Source organism: Paenibacillus sp. ACRRX (assembly GCF_022346885.1).
Classification (GTDB): domain Bacteria; phylum Bacillota; class Bacilli; order Paenibacillales; family Paenibacillaceae; genus Paenibacillus_B.
Genome location: NZ_JAKRNK010000002.1, coordinates 1,082,631 through 1,108,001, shown reverse-complemented (window position 1 = coordinate 1,108,001; position 25,371 = coordinate 1,082,631). Strand labels below are relative to the sequence as shown.

At 46.8% G+C, this 25,371-nt stretch carries 22 protein-coding genes; 17 read left to right on the top strand and 5 right to left on the bottom strand.

The annotated features are described in order from the left end of the window. The first annotated feature begins 23 nt into the window (after positions 1-23). From lepA to dnaJ, 8 genes are all read left to right on the top strand, one after another. Positions 24-1,844: a translation elongation factor 4 gene (lepA, locus tag MH117_RS10660; RefSeq protein WP_239328620.1), complete on the top strand. Its 1,821-nt coding sequence runs from the start codon at positions 24-26 to the stop codon at positions 1,842-1,844. A gap of 186 nt (positions 1,845-2,030) precedes the next feature. Further along, positions 2,031-3,209, top strand: a complete 1,179-nt coding sequence (gene hemW / locus MH117_RS10655; protein WP_239328619.1) for a radical SAM family heme chaperone HemW — start codon at positions 2,031-2,033, stop codon at positions 3,207-3,209. Between the two features lie 150 nt (positions 3,210-3,359). Beyond that, entirely contained in the window at positions 3,360-3,833 is a 474-nt protein-coding gene (locus tag MH117_RS10650; RefSeq protein ID WP_239328618.1) for an N-acetyltransferase, read from the top strand. A gap of 695 nt (positions 3,834-4,528) precedes the next feature. Beyond that, positions 4,529-5,557 carry a heat-inducible transcriptional repressor HrcA gene (gene hrcA, locus MH117_RS10645; RefSeq protein WP_239328616.1) on the top strand — a complete coding sequence of 343 codons (1,029 nt, stop codon included), beginning with the start codon at positions 4,529-4,531 and terminating at the stop codon, positions 5,555-5,557. A gap of 65 nt (positions 5,558-5,622) precedes the next feature. Then, positions 5,623-7,182, top strand: a complete 1,560-nt coding sequence (locus MH117_RS10640) for a TCP-1/cpn60 chaperonin family protein (RefSeq protein ID WP_239328615.1) — start codon at positions 5,623-5,625, stop codon at positions 7,180-7,182. Positions 7,183-7,395: 213 nt separating this feature from the next. Then, complete coding sequence (gene grpE / locus MH117_RS10635; protein WP_239328726.1) at positions 7,396-7,935, top strand: nucleotide exchange factor GrpE; 540 nt, start codon at positions 7,396-7,398, stop codon at positions 7,933-7,935. Between the two features lie 115 nt (positions 7,936-8,050). After that, the gene (gene dnaK, locus MH117_RS10630; RefSeq protein ID WP_239328614.1) at positions 8,051-9,877 is read left to right on the top strand and encodes a molecular chaperone DnaK; all 1,827 of its coding nucleotides are present in this window, start codon (positions 8,051-8,053) and stop codon (positions 9,875-9,877) included. A 126-nt stretch (positions 9,878-10,003) separates the two neighbouring features. Continuing rightward, on the top strand, positions 10,004-11,125 hold the full coding sequence (gene dnaJ / locus MH117_RS10625) for a molecular chaperone DnaJ (RefSeq protein WP_239328613.1): 1,122 nt from the start codon (positions 10,004-10,006) through the stop codon (positions 11,123-11,125). A gap of 120 nt (positions 11,126-11,245) precedes the next feature. On the opposite strand, the gene MH117_RS10620 is transcribed toward dnaJ, so the two are convergent. From MH117_RS10620 to MH117_RS10605, 4 genes are all read right to left on the bottom strand, one after another. Then, positions 11,246-12,541, bottom strand: coding sequence for an MFS transporter (locus MH117_RS10620; RefSeq protein ID WP_239328612.1), 1,296 nt, complete (start codon positions 12,539-12,541; stop codon positions 11,246-11,248). Between the two features lie 19 nt (positions 12,542-12,560). Further along, positions 12,561-13,466, bottom strand: coding sequence for a polysaccharide deacetylase family protein (locus MH117_RS10615; RefSeq protein ID WP_239328611.1), 906 nt, complete (start codon positions 13,464-13,466; stop codon positions 12,561-12,563). 293 nt (positions 13,467-13,759) lie between these two features. After that, positions 13,760-15,319, bottom strand: a complete 1,560-nt coding sequence (locus MH117_RS10610; protein WP_239328610.1) for a M4 family metallopeptidase — start codon at positions 15,317-15,319, stop codon at positions 13,760-13,762. 429 nt (positions 15,320-15,748) lie between these two features. After that, complete coding sequence (locus MH117_RS10605) at positions 15,749-17,275, bottom strand: glycine betaine uptake BCCT transporter (RefSeq protein WP_239328609.1); 1,527 nt, start codon at positions 17,273-17,275, stop codon at positions 15,749-15,751. A 239-nt stretch (positions 17,276-17,514) separates the two neighbouring features. On the opposite strand from MH117_RS10605, the gene MH117_RS10600 reads away from it, so the two are divergent. The 7 genes from MH117_RS10600 to MH117_RS10570 all read left to right on the top strand — a co-directional run bounded on the left by MH117_RS10600 (position 17,515) and on the right by MH117_RS10570 (position 22,744). Beyond that, on the top strand, positions 17,515-17,844 hold the full coding sequence (locus MH117_RS10600; RefSeq protein WP_239328608.1) for a hypothetical protein: 330 nt from the start codon (positions 17,515-17,517) through the stop codon (positions 17,842-17,844). After that, positions 17,841-18,053 (top strand): hypothetical protein, encoded by a 213-nt coding sequence (locus tag MH117_RS10595; RefSeq protein ID WP_239328607.1) that lies wholly within the window; start codon positions 17,841-17,843, stop codon positions 18,051-18,053. The genes MH117_RS10600 and MH117_RS10595 overlap by 4 nt, the downstream gene beginning before the upstream one ends. 171 nt (positions 18,054-18,224) lie before the next feature. Beyond that, positions 18,225-19,202, top strand: a complete 978-nt coding sequence (gene prmA, locus MH117_RS10590; RefSeq protein ID WP_239328606.1) for a 50S ribosomal protein L11 methyltransferase — start codon at positions 18,225-18,227, stop codon at positions 19,200-19,202. Between the two features lie 17 nt (positions 19,203-19,219). Then, the gene (locus tag MH117_RS10585) at positions 19,220-19,903 is read left to right on the top strand and encodes a site-2 protease family protein (protein ID WP_239328605.1); all 684 of its coding nucleotides are present in this window, start codon (positions 19,220-19,222) and stop codon (positions 19,901-19,903) included. Positions 19,904-20,009: 106 nt separating this feature from the next. Continuing rightward, entirely contained in the window at positions 20,010-20,777 is a 768-nt protein-coding gene (locus tag MH117_RS10580) for an RsmE family RNA methyltransferase (RefSeq protein WP_239328725.1), read from the top strand. A gap of 2 nt (positions 20,778-20,779) precedes the next feature. Next, positions 20,780-22,126, top strand: coding sequence for a tRNA (N(6)-L-threonylcarbamoyladenosine(37)-C(2))-methylthiotransferase MtaB (gene mtaB / locus MH117_RS10575; protein WP_239328604.1), 1,347 nt, complete (start codon positions 20,780-20,782; stop codon positions 22,124-22,126). Between the two features lie 192 nt (positions 22,127-22,318). Then, the gene (locus tag MH117_RS10570; RefSeq protein WP_239328603.1) at positions 22,319-22,744 is read left to right on the top strand and encodes an NUDIX hydrolase; all 426 of its coding nucleotides are present in this window, start codon (positions 22,319-22,321) and stop codon (positions 22,742-22,744) included. Positions 22,745-22,810: 66 nt separating this feature from the next. On the opposite strand, the gene MH117_RS10565 is transcribed toward MH117_RS10570, so the two are convergent. Continuing rightward, positions 22,811-23,773, bottom strand: coding sequence for a Na/Pi cotransporter family protein (locus MH117_RS10565; RefSeq protein WP_239328602.1), 963 nt, complete (start codon positions 23,771-23,773; stop codon positions 22,811-22,813). 18 nt (positions 23,774-23,791) lie between these two features. Between MH117_RS10565 and MH117_RS10560 the strand changes: the two genes are divergently transcribed. Further along, complete coding sequence (locus tag MH117_RS10560) at positions 23,792-23,947, top strand: hypothetical protein (RefSeq protein WP_239328601.1); 156 nt, start codon at positions 23,792-23,794, stop codon at positions 23,945-23,947. Next, positions 23,932-25,335, top strand: a complete 1,404-nt coding sequence (locus MH117_RS10555) for a class I SAM-dependent rRNA methyltransferase (RefSeq protein WP_239328724.1) — start codon at positions 23,932-23,934, stop codon at positions 25,333-25,335. The genes MH117_RS10560 and MH117_RS10555 overlap by 16 nt, the downstream gene beginning before the upstream one ends. Positions 25,336-25,371: the final 36 nt, after the last annotated feature.

Here is a 25,371-nt window from a genome sequence, read left to right as displayed (position 1 = left end):
AGTAGTGGGGGTATAGAATACGAATGACGGAACTGCTGACGCGTCAGAAGAAGATTCGCAATTTTTGTATTATCGCACATATTGATCACGGTAAGTCAACACTTGCCGATCGAATCTTGGAATATACGGGAGCTTTATCTTCTCGTGAAATGCAAGCCCAGGTATTGGATCAGATGGATTTGGAGCGGGAACGTGGCATTACAATCAAGCTTCAGGCAGTTCGCCTGACTTACAAGGCGGATGACGGAGAAGAGTACATTCTGAACTTGATCGATACGCCGGGACACGTAGACTTTACGTATGAAGTATCCAGAAGCTTAGCAGCTTGTGAAGGCGCATTGCTTGTCGTTGACGCTGCGCAGGGGATTGAGGCTCAGACGCTTGCAAACGTTTATTTAGCGCTTGACAGCAATCTGGAGATCATTCCAGTTATTAACAAGATCGATCTTCCAAGTGCTGAACCTGAGCGTGTGAAGCAGGAGATTGAGGACGTAATTGGCCTGGACACCTCGGATGCGGTTCTTGCGTCTGCTAAGGCAGGTATTGGTATCCGCGAGATTTTGGAACAGGTTGTACAGAAAGTTCCAGCGCCAACGGGAGATCCTGAAGAGCCGCTTAAGGCACTTATTTTTGACTCGCACTATGACCCTTACAAAGGGGTTATTGTATATGTTCGTGTCGTAAACGGCTCGATCCGTCCAGGCAGCAAGATTAAGATGATGGCAACTAATAAGACGTTTGAAGTTATCGAGGTTGGTGCATTTAAGCCGCGTATGTCGGTTGTGGATGAGCTTAATGTTGGTGACGTAGGCTTTATTGTGGCCGGAATCAAGAACGTAGGCGACACTCGGGTTGGTGACACGGTTACCGATGCCAAGCTGCCGACAGCAGAGCCGCTGCCAGGCTATCGCAAGATTAACCCAATGGTGTTCTGCGGATTGTATCCAATAGAGACATCGGACTATAACGATCTGCGTGAAGCCTTGGAGAAGCTTCAGTTAAATGATGCTTCCCTTACGTTTGAACCGGAGACTTCCACGGCGCTCGGATTTGGTTTCCGTTGTGGATTCCTTGGTCTGCTTCATATGGAGATCATCCAAGAGCGTATTGAACGCGAATTTAACATTCCGCTGATTACAACAGCACCAAGCGTTATTTATCGTGTTACGTTGACTAACAACGAAGTGCTGCAGATTGATAATCCGTCCAACTATCCGGAGCAAGGCAAGATTGAATATGTGGAAGAACCGTTTGTTAAGGCTTCCATCATCGTGCCTAATGACTTTGTTGGCGCCATTATGGAACTCTGCCAAGGTAAGCGGGGCGAGTTTGTAGACATGCAGTATTTGGATACAACACGAGTTACGATTACGTACCAGATTCCATTATCAGAGATCGTATATGACTTCTTTGACCAATTGAAGTCCAGTACGAAGGGTTACGCCTCCTTTGACTATGAATTGTCTGGCTACCGCCGCTCGAACCTGGTGAAGATGGATATTATGCTGAACGCCGAGCAAGTCGATGCATTGTCCGTTATTGTGCATAAGGAAAGAGCATACTACCGCGGCAAGGCGATTTGCGAGAAACTGCGTGAATTGATTCCACGCCAGATGTTCGAAGTGCCGATTCAAGCTTCAATCGGAACTAAAGTTATCGCCCGTGAGACGGTTAAGGCTATGCGTAAGAACGTATTGGCCAAGTGTTATGGCGGTGATATTTCCCGTAAGCGTAAGCTCCTCGAGAAGCAGAAGGAAGGTAAGAAACGCATGAAGCAGGTCGGAAGTGTTGAGGTTCCGCAAGAAGCGTTTATGGCTGTCCTGAAGATCGACGAGACTAAATAATGATCGTGAGATGGGGGCGCTAGCCCCCATTTTTGTTGTTATAGGGATTGTATAGTTGCTTGATCGGTTAAATTAGAGTTAAATGAAAACAGTACCGTTTGAACAAATAGGTACGTATCAGCAGTAAGCTGTTATCCTCATAAGAGACAGTTAAGCCTGATAACTTAGCAAGCAGGAGGGACTTAGATGACAACTGCACCTCGTGCGGTATATATACACATACCTTTTTGTACGAACAAATGCCATTATTGTGATTTTAACTCCTATGTGCTTAAGGGCCAGCCCGTCATGGACTACTTGCGAGCACTTGACCGTGAAATGGCATATACAGTGGCGCATAATCCGCCAGGTGTTATCGATACGATTTTTGTAGGTGGGGGTACCCCGACCGTATTGAAGCCGGATGAAATGGCCTATTTTTTGCAATCTGTACGTAGGCATTTCCCACAGTGGAGTGAGAATATTGAGTTCAGTATGGAAGCTAATCCTGGTACTACCGATGCGGATAAGCTGCAAGTGATGCGAGAGGGCGGCGTTAATCGCCTCAGCTTTGGTGTACAGTCTTTTAATAATGAGCTTCTGCACGGCATTGGTCGAATTCATAATACAGACGATGTGTACCGCAGTATTGCCACGGCACGGAGCGTGGGCTTTGACAACATGTCAATCGATTTGATGTTTGGTTTGCCGAATCAGACGGTCGAAATGTTGGAACACAGCCTGGATAAAGCGCTGGAGTTGGATCTTCCACACGTATCCATATACTGTCTAAAGGTGGAGGAGAACACACTTTTCCACGCCATGTATCATCGTAACGAGCTTCCGCTACCAAATGAAGATGATGAGTTGGATATGTATCTACTTATTATGGAACGGATGAAGGCCGCGGGGTATCATCAGTATGAGATCAGCAATTTTGCGAAGCCTGAGTTTGAGAGCCGCCATAATACGACGTATTGGCGCAATGAGGACTATTATGGATTGGGTGCCGGCGCCCATGGCTATGTAGGCAGGCAGCGGCATATTAACATTAAAGGTGTTAATCCATATGTAGAGGCTAGCAAGGAAGGTTTGCCGCGGCTTGACTCCTTTACCGTTGACGAGGCCGAAGCGATGGAGGACTTTATGATGGTAGGCCTTCGCATGTACAGTGGGATTAGCCGTCAACGGTTTGCGCAGCAATTCGGTGACAAGAGCTTTGATGATGTTTTTGCAGTGCAGCTGAAGAAGCTTATACAATCCGATTTATTAGAAGTGATCGAGGATGGCTACCGTTTATCGGAACGTGGAGTTCTGTTTGGAAACGATGTATTCGGTTCTTTTGTCGGTGTTCTGACCCGGGAAGAAGCAGTAGCAGGTAATTAAAATGAAGTTGTAATTGAAAGAGGATGTCTGGTTCCCTATGAAGGGTGAATCAGACATCTTTTTTTCAGAAAACTATTGAAAAAATATTCATTATGATGTATATTCATACACATTAACGAGATGAGTCAGTTCTGAGCAAGGGGGATAACGATGAGAGCGATGACGATGGCAGTATGCAGACGCGCGGTAATCGCAGATATAGAAGCATTATACGAATTAATACAGGGCTATGCGCTACAAGGGATAATGCTGCCCCGCACGAGAGAAATGCTGCAGGATCAGTTAGAGCACTTTATCGTTGCCGAGGCAGATGGAGAGTTAATCGGATGCGGCTCATTGACGCAGTTGGGTACAGAGTTGGTTGAGATTCGCTCATTAGGTATTTCGCCCTCCCACAAAGGCAAAGGGATTGGGACCATGCTGGTGGATGAACTGTTGGACATGGCGCGTAAACGCCGGTTAACTAGAGTGATGGCATTAACGTATGAGGAGCGCTTTTTTATTAAAAATGGTTTTCATGTGGTGGAGAAAGATATTTTTCCGGAAAAAGTATGGAAAGACTGCATTAACTGCAGCAAACGTCATGCTTGCGATGAGATTGCCGTGCTGAGGATATTAAATTGACCTGATATAGATAAATGAAGCTGCTGCTTATTGGTGCATGTTCAGGCTGATAAGGAGTGGCTTTTTATATGCTGAGCGGTATGTAACGTATTCGTTTATGTTGGAACATAAAATGATATACCGTGCTGTACATACAGCATAATCGAACAAGATCATTCTTGTACAGCACTATTTGGTGAATGATGGAAATATTGATCTGAAGTTTGAAGACAGCAGTACATTTGAACAAATACTATCTCTCACGTCTTATTTATGTTAGTGGTTATGTTCATAATAGAATCGTTCGTTATTACACGGTACAAAACCATCGATATGTATTAGAGACGGAAATCAGATAAGTGGATCGATAATATTTTATCATCTATATAGTTTGTTTCGCTTTTGTAATAACATTTTACGAGATCTAGTGGTATAGGGCTAGGTCTATAAAGAACCTTAATAAAAGAAAACATCGCAAAAATGCAAAATAGACGCATTTAACATACTGAACTGACTTGACAATAGACTTGTCCGTTTGGTATTTTTGTATTAACAGTTAGCACTCGTTGAGGATGAGTGCTAACGACCAGTAAAGAAGAAGCACCTAGCGATATGCCGAATAGGCATTCATAGGGTGCTGTCTGTGCATCTGGATGACTAAGAGCAAGCTTAGAAGGGTATGGACTAGACTAGGAAGACAGAAGGGGGAATGTGTCATGCTGACTGAGCGCCAACGACTTATTCTAACAGCTATTGTAGATGATTATATCAGCTCAGCTGAACCTGTAGGCTCACGCAGCATCTCAAAACGCGGTGATGTAGCATTTAGTCCCGCGACGATTCGAAATGAGATGGCGGATCTTGAAGAGCTTGGGTACTTGGAGCAGCCGCATACGTCGGCAGGACGCATTCCTTCACAGAAAGGCTACCGTTATTATGTAGATCATCTGGTTCGGCTGGACGATCTGTCACCAGAGGAAGTCATACGGTTGAAAACGATGTTTGCGGAAAAAATAACAGCGATGGAACAGGTGGTTCAGCATACGTCTACGGTGCTTGCACAGCTGACGAATTATACCTCAATTGCATTAGGACCAGAAATGTTTAACACGTCGCTGCGGCATTTTCAGCTATTGCCGTTATCGGAAGATACTGCCGTTGCCATTATCGTGACTAGTACAGGACATGTGGAGAATAAGACGGTACCGATTCCACCTGGTGTTTCTGCTGCAGAGTTGGAAAAAGTCGTTAACATTTTAAATGCCAAGCTAACGGGGATTCCTTTGATTCAGCTTAGGGCGCAATTGTATACAGAGGTTGGGCAGGAGCTTACGAAGTATGTCTCCCATGCACAAGAAATGATTGCGATGATTGAGAATGTGATGAGTGGTGAGGAAGTACACCGCGAGGTATATTTAAGCGGCACAACCAATATGCTCACGCAGCCGGAATTTAAGGATGTCGATCGAATCAAGACCATTTGGGATTTGCTTGAGGAAACACCGACCCTAATCAAGGTAGTGGGGGAATCTCCAACTGGTATACAAGTGCGAATTGGTCAGGAGAATTCGCACGAGGCCATTGCCAATTGCAGCTTAATTACGGCGACATATACGTATGACGGACAGACATTAGGTACGATCGGGCTATTGGGGCCTACTCGTATGGAATATGCAAAGGTCATGAATCTTATGAATCAAGTTTCGGGCCAGATGTCACTGTTTATGAAGCGTTGGAGTCGCTGATGAACCATAATAAGAAGCGATAATCATCATGAAATGATAAAGAATAAATAGGAGGAGCGTCGTATATGTCTCAAGGTCAAAGTGTATGGCAAGAAAATGATGATAAGTACGCCACGCTCCTCAACAACGCACAAGCTGTGCGAGCATTATGTTCAGCTGTAGAAGGCACGTTAGGTCCTAAAGGGCTGGATGTTATGTTAGTTGGGCAGCAGGGTGAGGTTATCATAACGAATGACGGAGTAACCATCTTGGAAATGATGGATGTGAGTCATCCAATTGCCAAGCTTGTTATTCAAGTAGCTAGGGCACAGCAGCATGAAGTTGGCGACGGGACGACTACGGCAACCGTATTGGCTGGTGCGCTTGTGCAGGCCGGCGTTGATCAAGTAACAAGAGGTGTGCCAGCCGCAAAAGTTGTTGCCGGAATCCAATTGGGAGCTGACTTTGCGAGTGAAGAACTGCGCAAGCGTGCCGTACAGCTGGATGGATGGGATGACCCGCTGCTGCAGCGCGCTGTTCACATCGCGGGGCGAGAACAGACTGATATTGTCAGCCTTGTGCTCGAAGCAGGAAAGTCTGTCGGCTGGGAACGATTGCGCGATCCACGATTCCGTTTGGCGGAGACGGTCGTTGCCCATGAAAAGGCGAGCAATGAATGGTTTAATGGCATGCTGCTCAAGCAGAAGCCGCTGCAACGAGAATGGCTGGCGGAAAGAGAGAATTGTCGTGTGCTGGTACTGCGTGACAGTTTGGAGCCAGAGGCATTGGATGAACAGCTATTGACAACAGAAGCGGGCTTCCAGCAGTACATGCATTTACGGGCCAATTTCATGGAGCAGTTGGAGCGTCTGCACGAGCTTGATGTTGGCTTTATCGTACTGGAACGAGGCATTCACCCCGAAGCGGAGCAATTTTGCTTGGACCACGATATGATGGTTCTGCAGCGCGTAAACCGTGACGATGTGCAGCGTGTCGCACGCCTCACGGGGGCAAAGCCGTTAAAGCGTGCCGCGCTCGGAAAGGATGTCGCTTCGCTCGCGGGCATGCTCGGCTGTACGGCGCGCGCTTGCTACGATGAGCGGCTTGAGCGCGTACGCTTATACGCGCCGGATGCCGAAGCGGCAACACCAGCTGCCCGCGATAAGCTGGTAACGCTAGTGGTTGGCGCGAGCACGCGCGAAGTTGTCGGCGAGCGGGCGCGTATCGCTGCCGACGCTGCTGCCGCATTGCAGGCTGCCATACAAGGCGGTATACTGCCAGGTGGTGGGGCTGCCGAATTGGCCGTAGCCTACGTCTTGGAGCGTTACCGCGAGACGGTGCGCGGCATGGAGGCATTTGGCATTGCCGCTGTCGCGGAAGCGCTGCGTAAGCCAATGGCACAGATCGTGCTTAATGCTGGCTTTAATCCACTGGAGAAGCTGGAAGAAGCAAGAGCCGCACAGGCACACGAGGCGACCGATACAATTGGCATTGATTGCGACACAGGGGCTGTGTTGGATGTATTTGATGCAGGTGTCGTCGATCCAGCAGCTGTTAAACTGCACGCCTTGAAGGCTGCGAGCGAGGTTGCTGCCGCTGTACTGCGAATTCATACTGTCATCAAGATGCGTGTGGATGCTGGCTGATCATCCAAGCGGTAGTTTGCGCAGATGCTGTCGGATGTCATGCAGTAGGGATAGATAGGACTAGGGGCTGGAGTTGAACAGCTATCCTTGATGCTTCATTGTAGGTATTTATCGGATAAAGATGTGTATTCGACATCATACTCCGCAACATATACAGTTATATTAGTGAACTACATAGGGGAGGTGAAAGGGTTGAAACCAGAACAAGATCAAATGAATGCCGATATTGAGCAATCCCCTCAAGTAGAGGAGATTGAAGAAACGGTTGATGAGCAGTTGGAAGAGCAAGCAGAAGCTGCTCAAGACAACGAGCTGGAGCAAGCTAAGGCGCAAGCAGAGGAGAATCACCAACGTTACCTTCGCGCGCAAGCAGATTTCGACAACTTCCGCCGCCGTACTTTAAAGGAGAAGGAAGATCTGGCGAAATATGCTTCCTTGAAGCTTGTAACCGAACTGGTACCAATATTGGATAACTTTGAACGCGCAATCGCAACCAACCCAAACAGTGGCGATACAGAATCGTTCACGAAGGGCGTCGATATGATATTCCGCCAGCTGCAGCAAGTATTGGAGCAGGAAGGTCTTACTGCAATGAATACAGTTGGCGAAGCGTTTAATCCTGAATTCCATCAAGCAATCATGCAAGTGGAATCGGATGAGTATGAAGAAGGCATCGTCGTTGAAGAAGTACAAAAAGGCTACATGCTTAAAGATCGTGTACTTCGTCCAGCAATGGTCAAAGTTAGCGGCTAATGGCAGACGTTTAATAACAACGTCCGTGTCGTCAAGCGTGAGCTGTTGATTACGATAGAGACAACTGAAGTCCACATGAAGGACATGAACCATTTTAAAGGGAGGTTATTTTCAAATGAGTAAAGTAATTGGTATTGACTTAGGTACAACGAATTCCTGCGTAGCGGTAATGGAGGGCGGAGAAGCAGTTGTTATTCCTAACCCAGAAGGCGCGCGTACTACACCTTCTGTTGTAGGTTTTAAGAAAGATGGCGAACGTGTTGTCGGTGAAACCGCAAAACGCCAAGCGATCACAAACCCTGATCGCACGATTAGCTCAATCAAACGTCATATGGGAACAAATCATTCCACAGCTATTGACGACAAGAACTTTACGCCTCAAGAAATATCCGCAATGGTGCTGCAAAAGCTGAAATCCGATGCGGAAGCTTACTTGGGCCAAACGGTAACACAAGCCGTTATTACGGTTCCAGCTTACTTTAATGACTCCCAACGTCAAGCAACTAAAGATGCAGGTAAGATTGCTGGTCTCGATGTACTTCGTATTGTCAATGAGCCAACAGCGGCAGCATTGGCATATGGTGCTGACAAGACGGGTGACCATACGATCCTTGTCTATGACCTGGGCGGCGGTACATTTGACGTTTCTATTCTCGAACTTGGCGATGGTTTCTTTGAAGTTAAAGCAACAAGCGGCGACAACAACCTTGGCGGAGATGACTTTGACCAAGTCGTTATTGATTACCTAGTAGCTGAATTTAAGAAAGATAATGGCATTGACTTGAGTAAAGACAAAGCTGCTGTACAACGTTTGAAAGATGCAGCTGAAAAAGCGAAAAAAGAATTGTCCGGCGTGCTGACAACTACGATTAGCCTTCCGTTTATCACCGTAGTAGACGGCGTGCCTCAGCATTTGGAAGTGAACTTGACTCGTGCGAAGTTCGAAGAACTGTCTCACGATTTGGTAGAGCGTACGCTTGGACCAACTCGTCAAGCGATGCAAGACGCAGGCTTGACTCCTGCTGATATCGAGAAGATCGTACTTGTAGGTGGTTCGACTCGTATTCCTGCAGTTCAAGAAGCAATCAAGAAATTGACAGGTAAAGAACCTTACAAAGGCGTTAACCCTGACGAAGTAGTAGCACTTGGAGCTGCTGTTCAAGCAGGTGTATTGACAGGTGATGTAAAAGACGTCGTTCTTCTCGACGTTACGCCATTGTCCCTTGGTATCGAGACGGCTGGTGGTGTGTTCACGAAGATGATCGAGCGTAATACAACGATCCCTACTAACAAATCACAAGTGTACTCCACTTATGCTGACAGCCAAACTAGCGTAGAGATTCATGTATTGCAAGGTGAACGCTCTATGGCAGGCGACAACAAGACATTGGGACGCTTTATGCTGACGGACATTCCACCGGCTCCACGTGGTGTGCCTCAGATCGAAGTTTCCTTTGACATTGATGCCAATGGTATCGTTAAAGTGTCTGCACTTGATAAAGGTACAGGCAAGAGCCAAAACATCACAATCACATCTTCGAGCGGGTTGTCCGATGAAGAAGTTGAACGTATGATGAAAGAAGCAGAACTGCATGCGGAAGAAGACAACAAACGTAAAGAAATGGTTGAGATCCGCAACAGCGCTGACCAATTAGTATATACTACAGAGAAGACGCTGAAAGATTTGGGCGATAAAGCGGATCAAGCGGATATCGACAAAGCTAACGCAGCTAAAGATAAAGTGAAGCAAGCACTTGAAGGCAACGATGCCGATACAATCAAAGCAGCTACAGACGAGTTGATGGAAATTGTGCAACAATTGTCTGTGAAGTTGTACGAGCAAGCGGCGCAAGCAGAGCAAGGTGCGCCAGAAGGCGGAGCGGCGAAGCAGGATAATGTTGTTGACGCGGACTATGAAGTCGTAGACGAAGACAAGAAATAAGCGTCTCCATACAGAGTCAAAGCCGGGATAGGTCTCGGCTTTGACTTTCCTTTTGTTAGGCTGTTATCATCAGTATAAGCTTATAACATGGTAAATAGGGCTAGTATTGCAAGTGGGGGTGGTATAATGGCAGATAAGCGTGATTATTATGAGGTGCTTGGCGTTAGCAAGGGTGCAGGAGAAGAAGATATTAAGAAGGCGTATCGGAAGCTTGCCCGTCAATATCACCCAGATGTCAACAAAGCCGCGGACGCGGAGGATAAGTTCAAAGAAGTAAAGGAAGCTTATGACGTATTAGGCGATGGCCAGAAACGTGCCATGTATGATCAGTATGGACACGTGGACCCGAATCAGGGCGGAGGAGGCTTCTCGGGCGACTTCGGCGGCTTTGGCGATATATTTGATATGTTCTTTGGCGGAGGCGGAGGCAATCGGCGTGACCCGAATGCACCGCAGCGTGGCAGCGACCTGCAGTATACAATGACAATAGAGTTTAAGGAAGCGGCTTTTGGCAAGGAGACGGATATTACAATCCCGCGTACAGAGCAATGTGATACGTGCTTCGGTACAGGAGCCAAGCCAGGCACGAAGCCAGATGCATGCTCGAAATGTCATGGCAGCGGACAAGAAGAAGTGGTGCAAAATACGCCATTTGGACGTATGGTGAACCGCCGGGCTTGTTCAAGCTGTCAAGGACGCGGCAAGATTATCCGTGAGAAATGTGGAACTTGTCACGGCGCGGGTTCAATGAAGAAGCAGCGCAAGATACATGTACGCATTCCTGCAGGGGCATTCGATGGCGCTCAGCTTCGTATGTCAGGCGAGGGTGAAAGCGGTCAGCGCGGCGGTCCAGGCGGTGACTTGTACATCATCATTCGTGTGAAGCAGCACGAATTTTTCCAACGGGAAGAAGACGACATCTACTGTGAAGTGCCGCTTACGTTTGCACAAGCAGCACTTGGAGATGAGATTGAGATCCCGACACTACACGATAAAGTGAAGCTAAAGATTCCTGCCGGCACACAGACAGGCACACAATTCCGCTTACGCGGCAAGGGTGTTCCACATTTGCGCGGCAATGGTAATGGCGATCAGCATGTAAAAGTTGTTATCGTTACGCCGACGAAGCTTAACGACGAGCAGAAGGAAGCGCTCCGTGAGTTCGCAAATGTGAGTGGTGAAGCGCCGAGCGGCACTCACGAGGGAACTTTTTTTGATCGTATGAAACGGGCATTCCGCGGAGACTAATGTCATCTCTATATTAGAGAAGCCTCTCTACCTCAGGTCTACAACCTGTAGGGGGAGGCTTTTTGTTTTGAACTTGAAATTAAAAAATGAAGATAAATATGCAGTGTCAGCACCAATTTCTTATCGAGTACTATCAGTGTGTCCTGCGCGTATGGGATACAGGTAGAAACATATCAATGACAGCAGCAGTGCTGCAATTGGAATGCCAGCCAGCATCAGACGTATTCCTACAATCGCTGTATCCGGTTGAGTTGTGGCTTGTGCATGATAGCCGCTGTATTCCAGAACAACGCTCATAATAACGGCTTGCAGCGATACGCCAAATCGTATAATAAAACCGTTCATGCCAAAATACATCCCTTCTCGACGTGCTCCAGTGCGACGTTCATCGTCGTCAATAACTTCCGCCAACAGCACTTCTAACAGCACGATAATGCCGGCTAATCCAATTCCGATCCCTGCTGAAGTGATATAAGCCGCTAAAGAAGCAGTGACCCAGAGCAGAGGGCTTAAGGATACTGCATAACACATAATAGTCGCTAACATAACTGCACGCGGGCCATAACGATTCGTCAGGCGCCCCCAAAAGTATACAAATGGTATGGCCGTAATAAACACGGTTCCAAGCATAATGGTATTAGCAAGTTCAGATTCAAGGAGCACATACTTTGTAAAAAAGGGTATTGCCGCAGGCAGCAGAGCAAAAGTAAGCTGAACTAAAAATCCGCCTAAAACGTAGATTAAAAATGCACGATTACTCAAGGTATAACGGATTGCGGTCCAGAAGCCAATTGCAGGTGCAGCTGCATGTTTATTTTCACGCGCGCCCCATACAATTGCGGATAAGGATACGATAGAGATCAACCCGAATAATAACCCCATCATCTTCCAACCGTACGTAACATATACAAGGGGAGGAACGGCAACGCCAGCAATCATGCCAAGTATGCCGAACATCTGCTTCCAGGAGGATGCAGAGGCCCTTTCTTTTATAGAGACAAACATCTCAGGAAAGAGGGCAGAGTAGTTTAGAATAACAAGAACATACAGCACATCGTAGATAAGGACGACCACTAAAAAATACCAGATTAGTCCAGGTCCGGATGTCAACGGAACCCAGAGCAGTGTAAATACAGCAGCTAGTGGCAGCAGGCCAAAAGTGATATAAGGAACACGTCTTCCCCAGCGGGTACGAACACGGTCGCTCGTATATCCGAACAGTGGATTCAACAATGCGCCGATCAGCCCGTGTATAACCATCACAATTCCAACATGTACTGGCCGAACTCCTAATATATCAACGTAATAGTAAACGATGTAGGCGGAGAACATCTGGGCCATAAGATTGGCGGCAAAATTGCCTGAAGTGAAGGCCGCTTTATGTGCTAATGTTGTATGCAGCGGTGATTTAGCCATCCAACACCATCCCTTATCATTACTCTTTTAGCCTATTGCGTTGGACTTGACGGACATCGAGCCATCTGACAAGCTGAATGTTCTCTTCTCGCAGCAGCTCACGAATGTCGGGATCACGAAATAGATCAAATTCAAAGCCTCGTTTTTGCCAATGTGGTGTAATCGATTTTAGCTCGTCAGAGACGTACGCAGGGTGTATAATAATCTCAGATAACCCCGGCTGCAACCCGCGCAGCAGAGCACACATAGATGCTTTGGCCACCTCATAAGTTTCCCCAGTCTCAAGCGCATATCGTAGTCCAAGAAGATCATCGAGGATCATAATTCCTAGTTCTCCCGCCTGTTCAGCTCGTTGTTTCGCAAGTGCTGTTAATTCAGGGGGGACATTCATACCTGCTTTTGGCAGACGGAACGGCAGATCGTAAGCAGAACATAGATCGAATACGAGCTGTAAGAAATCTCTGCCCGTTTCAAGTCCATATACACTCCCCATATGATTATCCAGGTGGGACACATCAATTCCTTGGTGCAGGGCTGCTTCGATCTGAGCTATGAACTCATGTCTAATCTGTTCAACCTCCGCTTTTTGCTCAACAACAAGGCAACTCGCCGGGAAATACCCGTGTTCTGTCGTCAAGGAAGAAGTATCTCTTCTCTGGCAGACGGGCCCCCATTTGTATCCATCCCATTCACTTGTTAAAGTCAAATGAACTCCAACGTCGAACTGGCGGTTAGCAGCACTCCAGCGGGCAGCATCCTCGGACCAAGCACACGGCATCATAATCGTCGCGGATGAGATGACTTCTTCCTGAAGTAACTGCTTGATAGCTTCGTTTACGGAACGACACATACCGAAGTCATCGGCATTAACGATTAGAAGGCGTTGATTGTGATCAAAGCCTAGCCGTTCATTCATCCTTAACATCATTTGCCTCCTTTTCAGCCAATCTACGTTTAGTAAGCGCTTACTTATTTAGTTGCTATTATATTCGCACAGAACAAATACGATCCCAAAGAAGACAAGCTAGTTTCTATTTTTGTTTGTGTTTGTGAATAAACAAGGATGGAGTTAGCTGTTATAGTCTCAAATTAGACTGTTGTCACAAAGAATAAGACCGCGCACCGGATAGATGACGCGGCCTTATCTGGTAGTTAAATGGTTGACAATGAGGAAGGGGGCTGTCGCCCAATTAACCGATTATGTGGAGAAAACAGGGATTAGTTAACGCCCACTGCTTGATAAGCAGATGTAACGGAGGCTGCTTGGAACGAGTTGGCCCCATACAGATCCTTCGCGGATTGAATAGCGGCAGCACGCAGTGCAGAGAAGTTGGATGTTGGTGTTAAGTAGTAAACAAGCGCATGGTAGAAGATACCGGCTGCTACATCGCGTCCGATAGCATTTACATTTACGTTGTAGTGAGTTCCACCTTCAGAGAGGAGATAGAATACTTTGTTGTTTATACCACTGTTGATGTGAACTCCGCCGTTGTCAGAAGAACCAGTGTAACGATTGCTGTAATGATCGGGCTGATTGTAGAGTGTAGGGTTCTGCAAGGAGCGAATCGCTTTGCCTTGGCGGTGAATGTCATCACCGAGCAGCCAATTTTTCTTTTGAATATTATTTCCAAAAATATCGGAAATGGACTCATTGATAGCGCCTGATTCACCATAATAATTAAGGTTTGCTGTAAATTCAGTAAGACCGTGGGTCAATTCATGACCTACAACGTCCAGATCAGCAGAGAATGGATAGTAAGTAGTGGAGTTGCCATCACCGTATACGATTTGAACACCGTTCCAGAAGGCATTGCTATAGTTGTAGCCGTAGTGAACTGTAGATTTGATGAGGAAGCCGTTGCCATCCAAGCTGTTGCGACCGAACTTATTGAAGTAGTAGTCGTAGACTTTACTTGCATAGGCATGTGCATCAACAGCTGCCCGATCTGTAAAGTTGGTCGTTGTACTCTTTACAACCGTACCAGGCAACGAACTGGAGTTGTTGGCGCTAAAAGTGTGGATACCGTTTCCGCGTGTTGCGTCCTTTAAGTTATATGCTCCGCTTGCATAGGTGGCTTCAAATGTTTTGGAATCGCCAAGTACGCCAGTTCCGGTAGCTGCGACTTCTTCGAGCAGGTCATACTTTTGCACAACGTCTCCACTCGCTGCATCAATAAAATAATGTGTACGCAGCGGCTGTGGTTCAAGAACGTTAACTTCTGTGAAGTAGACGAGATGTGTTACGCCATCAAGAGGGTAGTAGTAGAGGGTAGCAGTTGGTGTTTTCTGAGGTTCGCCCAGCTTGCCGACTTTCTTCTCGGCATCGGCGTTGGCAATCGAGATAGCATCGGTTGAACTAAGCTTCGGAAGTGATTCAAGACTCTCTGTGCTACTTGTTACGATACTGCCTAAGTATGAGGAGATGTCGCCTTTCTTGTCCAAATGGATCGTTTGTTCAGCGCCATATACCGGTATTCCTTTAATGTATTGTTGGAGTCGATAATGTTGGGTGCCTGTCTTTGGATCGACAAGTTTCTTCGTAATCCGCAGTTGATCCTGCGCTTCGCCGGCAATGTTGAGGCTTTCTCCTTGTGCATTTAAGTAACTCCAAATTTTCTCTTCTGTGGAACCGCTAGCAGGAGCTTTCCATTCTTCAACCAGAATTTTTTGACTAAAATCTGCTTGTGATTTGTCAGGCTGATTTCCTTGTGCGCCGACTGGAGCCGCTCCTACCAATAATGTTGCTCCCAAAAATAAGATCGCAATTTTTTTGTTCATGCTTCTCATCTCCATTCATCAATTTTATACACGTAAAAATGATGACTGTACCTAGATGCGATGCCACAGATAATTCACTATCTCGGTCTTACTTCTATAGACATCACTCCCCTCAATAATAAATTGCAATCGGGATCTTAGGTCATAACCAGGTGTATAAGATTGAGTTGTCAATCGTGGGTGGAAATGAAAGTGGGAGAAAGCGAAGTGGTTATTTGTGTGATGAAGGTAAAAAGATGACGTAAATAATTAAATTCACTAAATTCCAATAAGAATACTTGTGTTAATTAAAATTATAAATTAAGTTCACAATATTGTCAATCATATTTTAATATTTTATTAACAAGTGGTTAAAGATCGTGTTCAGGACATCAAAAAACGGCCATCTATCCGCTAGTTACACGTAAGAGGCCGTAAAATGAATATATGCTAGCTGTTATTTTCTAGAAGGAGTTCATCCAATTTCTTGCGGCGCTGCTTCTCCTTTTTGCGGTACTCGCGCTCCTCGTCATGAAGAGCTCTTGATATAGAAACAATCATACACAGCAGCACAACGGTAAACGGTAAAGCCGTCATAATAGACGCGGTCTGTAGTGCGTTTAAACCGCCGCTCATAAGCAGCACAGAAGCAATTAATGAGGTGAATATGCCCCAAGTGAGCTTAATGCCGGCTGTTGGGTCAGGGTTACCGTCAGAGGACATCATGCCAAGGACAAAGGTAGCAGAATCAGCCGAAGTAATAAAGAAGGTCACAATTAAGGCTGTCGCCAGCACGGCCAGTAACGTACCACCTGGCAAGCTCTCCAAGGTTACAAATAAGGCTGAGGTTAGATCTGCCTTGACAGCTGCAGCGATGGGCTTGCCTTGGAATATTTCCAAATGAAGAGCAGTTGAGCCGAATGTTGCAAACCAGATAAAGCTAAACCCACTTGGCAGCAGCATCGTTCCGAGCACAAATTCTTTAATGGTGCGTCCCTTTGACACTCTGGCAATAAAGGAGCCGACAAAAGGAGCCCATGCGATCCACCATGCCCAATAGAATAGTGTCCAGTTGGCGATCCATGAATTTTCGGAAAATGGCGTCAATCGGAGGCTCATTTGAATAATATTTTGCAGGTAAGAGCCTAGCGTTGTGGTAAAGGTGTCCAGAATAAACCATGTAGGACCAATTAGAAAAGTGATAATAAGCAGTCCGATCGCCATGAGCAGATTAGTATTCGAGAGCAGACGAATCCCTTTGTCTAATCCAGAAATGGATGAGGCTAGAAACAAAACGGTAACAACCGCAATTATAACTAGCTGAATCGTTATGTTGCTGGGCAGGCCAAAGACGTGATGAAGGCCCCCATTGATTTGCATGGCGCCCAGTCCCAGCGAGGTTGCTACCCCGAATGCCGTAGCAATAATAGCCAGAATATCTATCGCTTTGCCAATTGGCCCGTTTACATGCTTCCCTAACAAGGGATAGAACGTCCAACTAATAAGCCCTTTGAATCCTTTACGAAAAGTAAAGTAGGCAAGTCCTAACGAAACTAGTGTATAAATTCCCCATGGATGCAGCCCCCAATGAAAAAAAGAGTAACGTAGTGCGGTTCGTGCTGCATCCGCTGTCAATGGCTCGCCAGAGGGTGGTGTCATAAAGTGGCTAATAGGCTCGGCAACTCCCCAAAATACAAGTCCAATGCCCATCCCTGCGCTGAACAGCATCGCAAACCATGACATATTGGAATACTCCGGCTCATCATCATCGTCGCCAAGACGAATGTGTCCGAATTTGCTGAACGCAAGATAGAGTGAGTACACAAGTATAATTAGAGCGGCGATCAGATAGAACCAGCCAAAACGGTTCGTAGCAAATGAGAGTGCCATATCTGTCGTCTCCGACAGGTGCTGAGGAGCGAACAATCCCCATAGAACAAAAGCTAAAATAATAAGGATAGATATTAAAAATACCATCGGTCCACTCCTTGAATATGTAATGTAGAACTGGAACTATTATTTCCCGTCACCAAACAGATAAATCACCCTCTTTTCAATTTTAACAAAGTAAATGTAAGTATAGCCTTATAACTGGATATTAAAGGAAATAATTTAAAGAAGAATAAATGCATAATGGAGCAGCAAGCTCGGAAATACTGTACTCGGAATTGAAATGAGTTTAACCCATTACACTTACAACAAGGAGGGTGTCCGAAATGACATTCAAAAATGAAAACTCATCTGTAGCAGGCTCAGGATTACTTGGTGCTGGAGCTGTAAATAAGAAGGTTGGTGCATCCCAAGCAAATGATGTTGAATTTGCTGCAGATCAAGCTAATGACACAGAATTCGGCGCTGAACTGGCTAACGGAGTAGGTGCTGCCGGAGTTGCAGGTGCTGCGGGTGTCACAGGGGTTGCAGGAGTTGCAGGTACAGCCGCTGGCCGTGCAACAGATGTAGAGTTTGCTGCTGATCAAGCAGATGCAGCAGATCTTGCTGCTGCAAAACGTGCTAAACAAGCAAATACACGCGCTGACCAACAATGAGTTATGTAGAAGCGCACTTCAACCATGCGGATGAAGCCCGTATGTGCGAGATTAAGCTGCAGTCACTACGGCTGCCATCCGTTCGGATGACAGAAGAAGTTCAGGCTTCGCCAGAGGTTGGAGCTTACTTGCTGCAAGCAGAAGTGCCGCAACAGATGTGGGAGCGGGTGCAGGTCATTATTCAAGACCACAGCGGCTTCCCTAGCTGAACACGATTCCTATAATAAAGTCCAAGCAAACTCCTTACACGTCAGCATGCATATGCAAAAGCTGCTGTCGTTGTAAGGAGTTTGCTTTTTGTGTAGAATAATAAGGATGTGGATAAGCAGATTGGAAAGATTCCAATCTAGAATGAGCTGTTTAAAGGGGGATATCCACCCGTGCATTGGCATGAATTGACGATACATACAACAGAAGAAGCGACAGAAATGATCTCCAACTTTTTGCATGAGGCAGGAGCAGGTGGGGTTAGTATCGAGGAGTCCGGTACGCTAAATAAAGTACGGGATACTTCTTATGGCGAGTTGTACGACAAGCCGTTAAACGATATACCTGAAGGTCAAGCGGTTATGAAAGGTTATTTTGCAGAAGGCTCCGATTTAGAGGATATACACAATGAGGTTCACAATCGGATCGAAGAGCTTCGAACCTATGACATTGATCCTGGAATTGCTACGCTTAGCTGGCGGCGAGTACATGAGGATGATTGGGCTGATGCATGGAAGCAATATTTCAAGCCGCAGCGTGTATCCGAACGTTTAACGATTAAGCCCACATGGGAAACTTATGAGCCGGTTCATGCAGATGAGCGTATTATTGAGATAGACCCGGGCATGGCTTTTGGCACAGGAACGCATCCAACGACTTCATTGTGCTTGCGTACGCTTGAGCATGTTATTCAGGGTGGTGAGGATATTATTGATGTTGGCACTGGCTCAGGCATACTCGCGATTGGCGCCTTAAAGCTCGGAGCTCGTCATGTGCTTGCTATCGACTTGGATCCGGTTGCTGTTGGCATTGCGGGTGCAAATGTCACGCTGAATGGCTTAAGTGAGCAGGTTACGGTTCGAGAAGGCGACTTGCTGCAAGTGATCAAGACTAGCGAAGCAGAGGATTCCGCTCGCCTTGGTGTGCAGCTGCCTGTCCAGATCATCGTCGCTAATATTTTGGCAGAAATTATTTTGTTGTTTGTGGATGATGTCTATGAAGCATTAGCTTCTGGCGGCCTGTACATTGCTTCTGGCATTTATAAGAACAAAGAACAGTTGGTTGCAGATGCGTTAGTGAAAAGTGGATTTAGCATAGAAGCGACAAATCGCGACGATGATTGGGTCGCATTTGTTGCACGTAAAGCATAAGGGAAGGCGGAGAGTTCATGGGAGATTGGAACAACTTTTTTGCAGTACCATTAGACACACTGCCTTTTCTGCTGTTGGTCCTCATGATTGCATTCACAGTTCATGAGTTTTCTCATGCATTCTTTGCATGGAAATTCGGAGATCCGACAGCCAAAATGCTTGGCCGCGTATCATTGAACCCAGCCAGACATTTGGATGTGTTAGGTACGTTATTGTTTGTTATCGCAGGGTTTGGGTGGGCTAAACCTGTGCCAGTCAATCGCGACAATTTTAAAAATCCGCGTCTGATGGGAATTATTGTGTCTGCTGCAGGACCGATCAGTAACTTGCTGCTTGCTTTTATCAGCATGCTGGTGCTTCATTTGTGCGCAAAGTTTGGCTGGGTTGATTTTAATGCTGTAGATCGTGTTCAGTTGGCGCTGAAAATATTTTTCCATTACTTGATCATGTACAATATTCTGTTATTCTTGTTTAATTTGATTCCGCTGCCGCCGCTTGATGGGTATCGTATACTAGAGGACCTTGCACCGCGCAGCATGCGACTTAAGTTAATGAAGTTTGAGCAGTGGTCGGTCTTTATCTTTTTGCTGATCGTCTTTCTTCCGCCATTACGTCGTGTGACACTTGATCCTTTATTTGATCTGATTCAGCCGATTTATATGCTGTTCTCACGGGCGGCTTACTTCCTGGTTGGTGTTTAGTCTTTATTTCAGTTAGTATAATGTGCCGGATTCGCCCTTGTTACAAAATGTTGTAAACGGTGGCGATCCGGCTTCAAAACGTGTATGATGAGGGATGTTGACCACGATGCAAAAATATTTTGTCGCTCCCGAGCAATTCGGAGAGCATTATATTGAAATTAGCGGGCAGGATGCCCATCATTTGACTCATGTGATGCGCACAAAGGAAGGCGATTTATTTATCGTAAGCGATGGGGAAGCTCGCGAAGCGCTTGTAGAGTATACTTCTGTTGAGGCGGGTGCGGTGAAAGCACGTATCGTCGAAATGAGGGAACTTGATCGTGAGCCGCATTACGATGTCGTCATTGCGCAGAGTCTGCCGAAAGGCGACAAGATGGAGCTCATTATTCAGAAGTGCACAGAGATTGGGGCTGCGTCATTTGTTCCTTTTGTATCGGAACGCACTGTGGTGCAGTACGATGCCAAGAAGGAAGCGAAGCGTATCGAGCGTTGGAGTAAGATTGCTAAAGAGGCAGCAGAACAGTCTCACCGTAATCGTGTACCCTCGATATCTTCCAGCATGAGTTGGAAGCAGCTGCTTCAACACGTGGCCAGCTATGAGCTTGTGTTGTTCTGTTATGAGGACGAGCGTGGCACCCAGTTGCGGGATATTATCCATCCATTTGTAATGGAACGCCGTGAACATAAAGGGAATGCCAAAGTGATGATTGTTGTAGGTCCGGAAGGCGGATTCGCACCGCGCGAGGTGGAGGAGATCACCAGCGCAGGTGCTCGTTGTGTTGGGTTGGGACGCCGCATATTACGTGCGGAGACAGCAGGTATGCTGGCACTCGCATGCCTGCTGTACGAGACTGGTGAGATGGGGGGAGTGTGAACATGCCATCGGTAGCATTTTACACATTAGGCTGCAAAGTTAACTTCTATGATACCGAAGCCATCTGGCAATTGTTTAAGTCAGAAGGGTATGAGCAGGTTGATTTCGAACAGACTGCTGACGTGTATCTAATTAACACTTGTACGGTTACGAATACTGGCGACAAGAAGAGCCGCCAGATCATTCGACGTGCGGTTCGCCGCAACCCGGATGCGATTATTGCGGTGACAGGCTGCTATGCGCAGACATCGCCTGCAGAGATTATGGATATCCCGGGAGTAGATTTGGTCATTGGTACGCAAGACCGCGAGAAACTAATGGATTATGTGAATCAGCTTCATGCAGAGCGCAAGCCAATTAATGCCGTACGTAATATCATGAAGACACGGGCATTTGAGGAATTAGATGTGCCTGACTTTGCTGAGCGTACGCGTGCATTTTTGAAGATTCAAGAAGGATGCAATAACTTCTGTACGTTCTGCATTATCCCATGGTCACGTGGATTGTCCCGCAGCCGGGAGGCTGAAAGTGTACTTAAGCAAGCACATCAACTAGTAGCTTCAGGTTACAAGGAAATTGTGCTTACAGGTATTCATACAGGCGGCTACGGCGATGATATGGAGAACTACACGTTAACCGATCTGTTAAAGGATCTGGACAAGGTAGAGGGGCTTGAGCGGATTCGTATCAGTTCCATTGAAGCGAGTCAGATTGATGACGGTATGATTGAAGTGTTAGACAAGTCTACCAAGATGTGTCGTCATCTTCATATACCGCTGCAAGCTGGAAATACAGAAGTATTAAAACGTATGCGCCGTAAGTATACGACTGAAGAATTTGCGGACAAGATTGCCCGAATTCGAAAAGCTATGCCTGACGTAGCGATCACTACTGACGTGATCGTTGGCTTCCCTGGGGAGACGGACGAACAGTTCCGTGAAGGGTACGAATTTATGAAGCAAGTTGGATTCTCAGAAATGCATGTATTTCCGTATTCAAAGCGTACGGGTACGCCTGCCGCAAGAATGGAAGATCAAGTAGACGAAGAAATCAAGCATGCACGCGTGCATGAACTGATTGACTTGTCGGAAAAGATGCAGCTCGAGTACGCGGAGCAATTTGTAGGCCAAGTGGTCGATGTAATTCCAGAGCGGGATTCCAAAGGGGCATCTGGACAAGGCAAGGTAATGGGTTATTCAGATAATTACTTGCAAGTGCTGTTTGACGGAGATGAATCTTTGATTGGCAAGCTGTGCCGTGTCAAGATTACGGAACCAGGCGTTAATGAATGTCACGGGGTACTCGTACGTGTATTAGATGCGCACATGGATCAGGCAGCTAGCATGTAAGAGATGAATAGGCAAGTCACGGAGGATTTCAGTTCCCTATTCTGGGAGAGGATGAAATCCTCCTTCTTATGGGCTAGTATGTGAGTAAGGATGTGTACATACCCTCTACACCAATAAACAGCTTGCGTTTAGTGCCAATCTGCACAAAATAGAGTTCAACTATATCTTATCAATGACGGGAGGCATCAGTGTATGAAAGAGATATCTGCTGGGGGTGTAGTTTACCGCACACGTAGCGAGCAGTTGGAGATACAACTTATCCAAGACCGATATGGTAAAGTGTCGCTTGCCAAAGGTAAGATGGAGCCCGGCGAAACAATTGAACAAACCGCGCTTCGTGAAATTGTAGAGGAAACCGGAATCCGCGGTCGAATTGTAGCGCCAATCAACGTGATTCATTATCAGTACGAGCATGCGGAGCATGGAACTGTGGACAAAGAAGTCCATTATTACCTCGTTGAAGCCGAAGAAGGCGAACTTCAGGCGCAAGTAGAAGAAATTCGCGGTGTGAATTGGTACAATCCGGATGAGGCTTGGCAGCTTCAACAAGAGTCGGGTTATGACAATAACGATGATATTGTACATGGAGCGTTTTCCCTCTTGGGTATTCGCACCTAACGTTTAGCCACAAGTTTGTTGATGTTTAAGATATCGTGCCGCAATGAGTGATGAATGTAGTTTGGGTTATATACGCTTCCATACCGGTAAATAACAGAAGGGGAGCGCGAGGAGTGAGCTGCCGATGTTAAATATGGTCTGGGCGCGTGCAATCTGTGACGCTGCTTCCGGTGCTAACATAGCGGATACGGCATGCAGCTGATGCAGCAGCGGGAAGAACAGCAGTGCCCCACCTACATTTAACGCAACGTGGCTCCAGGCTACGTACTGACCACTTCGACTTCCCCCTATGGAGGCGATAAGCGCAGTAAAGCATGTGCCAACATTCGAACCGATCACGATAGCAATGCCTACCTCGACTGGCAATGCTCCGGTGGCGGATAATCCCATGGCCATGGCTATGATGGCTGCGCTGCTATGCACGAGCGCGGTAATGACCATGCCGGCTACAAGCGCCCAGAGCAAGCTGTCTTGCGAGCGCTCAAGAAACCAGCTAAACACACCGCGCTGTTGAAGCGGCTCACTAATCGATTTCATCCATTCGATGCCAAGCAGTATAAAGGCGAAGCCTGCAGTTGCGATTGATGCAAATTGCAGCGGCCGCCACCAATGTTGAATGCGAGGAATGAGATTGGGAGCAATATCATCCGCAATCACACTCCACATCCACGTTGTCAGGGATAAGAGAAGCAGCGGCATGGCATATTGATTAATATTCAGCCCAATCAGCTCAGTTGTTAGACATGTGCCTATATTCGTACCGAGTATAATGCCTAACGTGCGGGAAAATGCCATCAGCCGCGCATTCACAAGCCCGATCGAGATAACCGTAATCGCTGTGCTGCTCTGCATAACAGCAGTCATCAGTGAGCTGAACATCATCCCGTGAAGAGGTGTCTTGGTTGAAGAGTGCAGCATGCGCTGCATGTATGGACCTGCCCATAAATGGAGGGCGAATTCCATCGTTTTCATGCCAAATAGAAATAACGCCAAGCCTGCGATTAACGGCAGTATCATTTCGTTGAACATAAGCAAACTCCTTTTGAAATGCTCAATGGCACAACCATTTTTAAATATAAGAAGTTCCTGCCTTACATTAATCAATATGTATGCTCGTCCGCAGACAACCATGACAAACTGATGGAGTCTGGCAGCGTAATGAGCACACAATACGGAGGAGAATTCACATCGAAGCAGCAGTAAGCCACCAACGACCACAGGTAGTACTGACACGTTCACGTAAGAAGCGCACGGAGCGTTCTCACCCATGGGTATATCAATCCGAAATTGAACGAATCGTCGGGCAGCCAGAGCCAGGAGAACTAGTAGATGTCATCACCGATAAAGGGAAATATTTGGCGACGGGCTACTATAATGCGGCCTCACAAATTACGGTCCGCATCGTGTCTTACGAACCTGCTGTACAAATGGACACAGCTTATTTCGCAGAACGTTTCAGTGAAGCGCTTAAGCATCGTAAGCGATTTTTGTCAGGAGCAACAGCGTACCGTTTCGTGTATGGTGAGGCCGACTTTCTACCAGGTCTAGTAGTAGATCGCTTTGATGACATACTGGTCGTCCAGATCGTTACGCTTGGCATGGACGTTAGACGAGAAGCTATCATTGAAGCGCTGGTACAGGTACTCGAACCAAAAGGAATATATGAACGCAGCGATGTGCCCATTCGCGAACGTGAAGGGCTTGAACAGCGAACAGGGCTGCTATTCGGAGATTGCCCGCGCCATGTTCAGGTACAGGAGAATGGACTAACGATCGAGGTGGATATCGTAGAAGGTCAGAAGACTGGTTATTTCTTCGATCAGCGTGAGAATCGAGCAAGTATTGAACCATTAATGACGGGATGGGGCGAGCGCAGCGGCATACGTATGCAGGAAGTCGATACAGAACAAGGTATTCAGACACTGCCTGTTAATGCTAAAGGCAAGCCTGTGACGTTCCCCTGGTGGGATGGCGCTACAGTGCTGGAATGCTTCGCGCATACAGGCAGCTTTACACTTCATGCCTGCAAGTATGGAGCCAAGTCGGTGACTTGTCTTGACATCTCGGATCATGCGATCCAAAGTGCCAAGCGAAATGTAGAACTGAACGGCTTTACTGAACGCGTGGAGTTCGTAGTGGCTGATGCCTTTGAATACTTGCGTATGCAGGTGCGTGGTCAGGAGGAGCGGTTTGAGCGGTCCGCTACAGCGTCTTCGACGGGAAAGAAAAAGGTGGATACGTCTAAGCCGATTACCGCGAGCGGCGGCAGAACCTGGGATGTTGTTATTTTAGACCCGCCTGCCTTTGCCAAGACTAAAGGAGCAGTAGAAGGTGCATTTCGTGGTTATAAAGACATCAATCTGCAAGGCATGAAGCTTGTAAATGAGGGCGGCTATCTAGTTACAGCAAGCTGTTCGTACCATATGCGACCAGATCTGTTTATGAACGCGGTTCTAGATGCGGCTCAGGATGCAGGGAAAGTACTGCGTTTGATTGAGTGGCGTGCAGCCGGCAAGGACCATCCACAGATTGCTGGTGTTGACGAAGGTCATTATTTGAAGTTTGCTGTATTTGAAGTGCGATCGAAATAGAAAAATAACAGGAACAAATAAACTTTATTTTTATAA

Coding starts and splice junctions, on each gene's coding strand:
- lepA (WP_239328620.1), top strand. CDS start 24: ATGACGGAACTGCTGACGCGTCAGAAGAAGATTCGCAATTTTTGTATT.
- hemW (WP_239328619.1), top strand. CDS start 2,031: ATGACAACTGCACCTCGTGCGGTATATATACACATACCTTTTTGTACG.
- MH117_RS10650 (WP_239328618.1), top strand. CDS start 3,360: ATGAGAGCGATGACGATGGCAGTATGCAGACGCGCGGTAATCGCAGAT.
- hrcA (WP_239328616.1), top strand. CDS start 4,529: ATGCTGACTGAGCGCCAACGACTTATTCTAACAGCTATTGTAGATGAT.
- MH117_RS10640 (WP_239328615.1), top strand. CDS start 5,623: ATGTCTCAAGGTCAAAGTGTATGGCAAGAAAATGATGATAAGTACGCC.
- grpE (WP_239328726.1), top strand. CDS start 7,396: ATGAATGCCGATATTGAGCAATCCCCTCAAGTAGAGGAGATTGAAGAA.
- dnaK (WP_239328614.1), top strand. CDS start 8,051: ATGAGTAAAGTAATTGGTATTGACTTAGGTACAACGAATTCCTGCGTA.
- dnaJ (WP_239328613.1), top strand. CDS start 10,004: ATGGCAGATAAGCGTGATTATTATGAGGTGCTTGGCGTTAGCAAGGGT.
- MH117_RS10620 (WP_239328612.1), bottom strand. CDS start 12,541: ATGGCTAAATCACCGCTGCATACAACATTAGCACATAAAGCGGCCTTC.
- MH117_RS10615 (WP_239328611.1), bottom strand. CDS start 13,466: ATGTTAAGGATGAATGAACGGCTAGGCTTTGATCACAATCAACGCCTT.
- MH117_RS10610 (WP_239328610.1), bottom strand. CDS start 15,319: ATGAACAAAAAAATTGCGATCTTATTTTTGGGAGCAACATTATTGGTA.
- MH117_RS10605 (WP_239328609.1), bottom strand. CDS start 17,275: ATGGTATTTTTAATATCTATCCTTATTATTTTAGCTTTTGTTCTATGG.
- MH117_RS10600 (WP_239328608.1), top strand. CDS start 17,515: ATGACATTCAAAAATGAAAACTCATCTGTAGCAGGCTCAGGATTACTT.
- MH117_RS10595 (WP_239328607.1), top strand. CDS start 17,841: ATGAGTTATGTAGAAGCGCACTTCAACCATGCGGATGAAGCCCGTATG.
- MH117_RS10585 (WP_239328605.1), top strand. CDS start 19,220: ATGGGAGATTGGAACAACTTTTTTGCAGTACCATTAGACACACTGCCT.
- MH117_RS10580 (WP_239328725.1), top strand. CDS start 20,010: ATGCAAAAATATTTTGTCGCTCCCGAGCAATTCGGAGAGCATTATATT.
- mtaB (WP_239328604.1), top strand. CDS start 20,780: ATGCCATCGGTAGCATTTTACACATTAGGCTGCAAAGTTAACTTCTAT.
- MH117_RS10570 (WP_239328603.1), top strand. CDS start 22,319: ATGAAAGAGATATCTGCTGGGGGTGTAGTTTACCGCACACGTAGCGAG.
- MH117_RS10565 (WP_239328602.1), bottom strand. CDS start 23,773: ATGTTCAACGAAATGATACTGCCGTTAATCGCAGGCTTGGCGTTATTT.
- MH117_RS10560 (WP_239328601.1), top strand. CDS start 23,792: ATGCTCAATGGCACAACCATTTTTAAATATAAGAAGTTCCTGCCTTAC.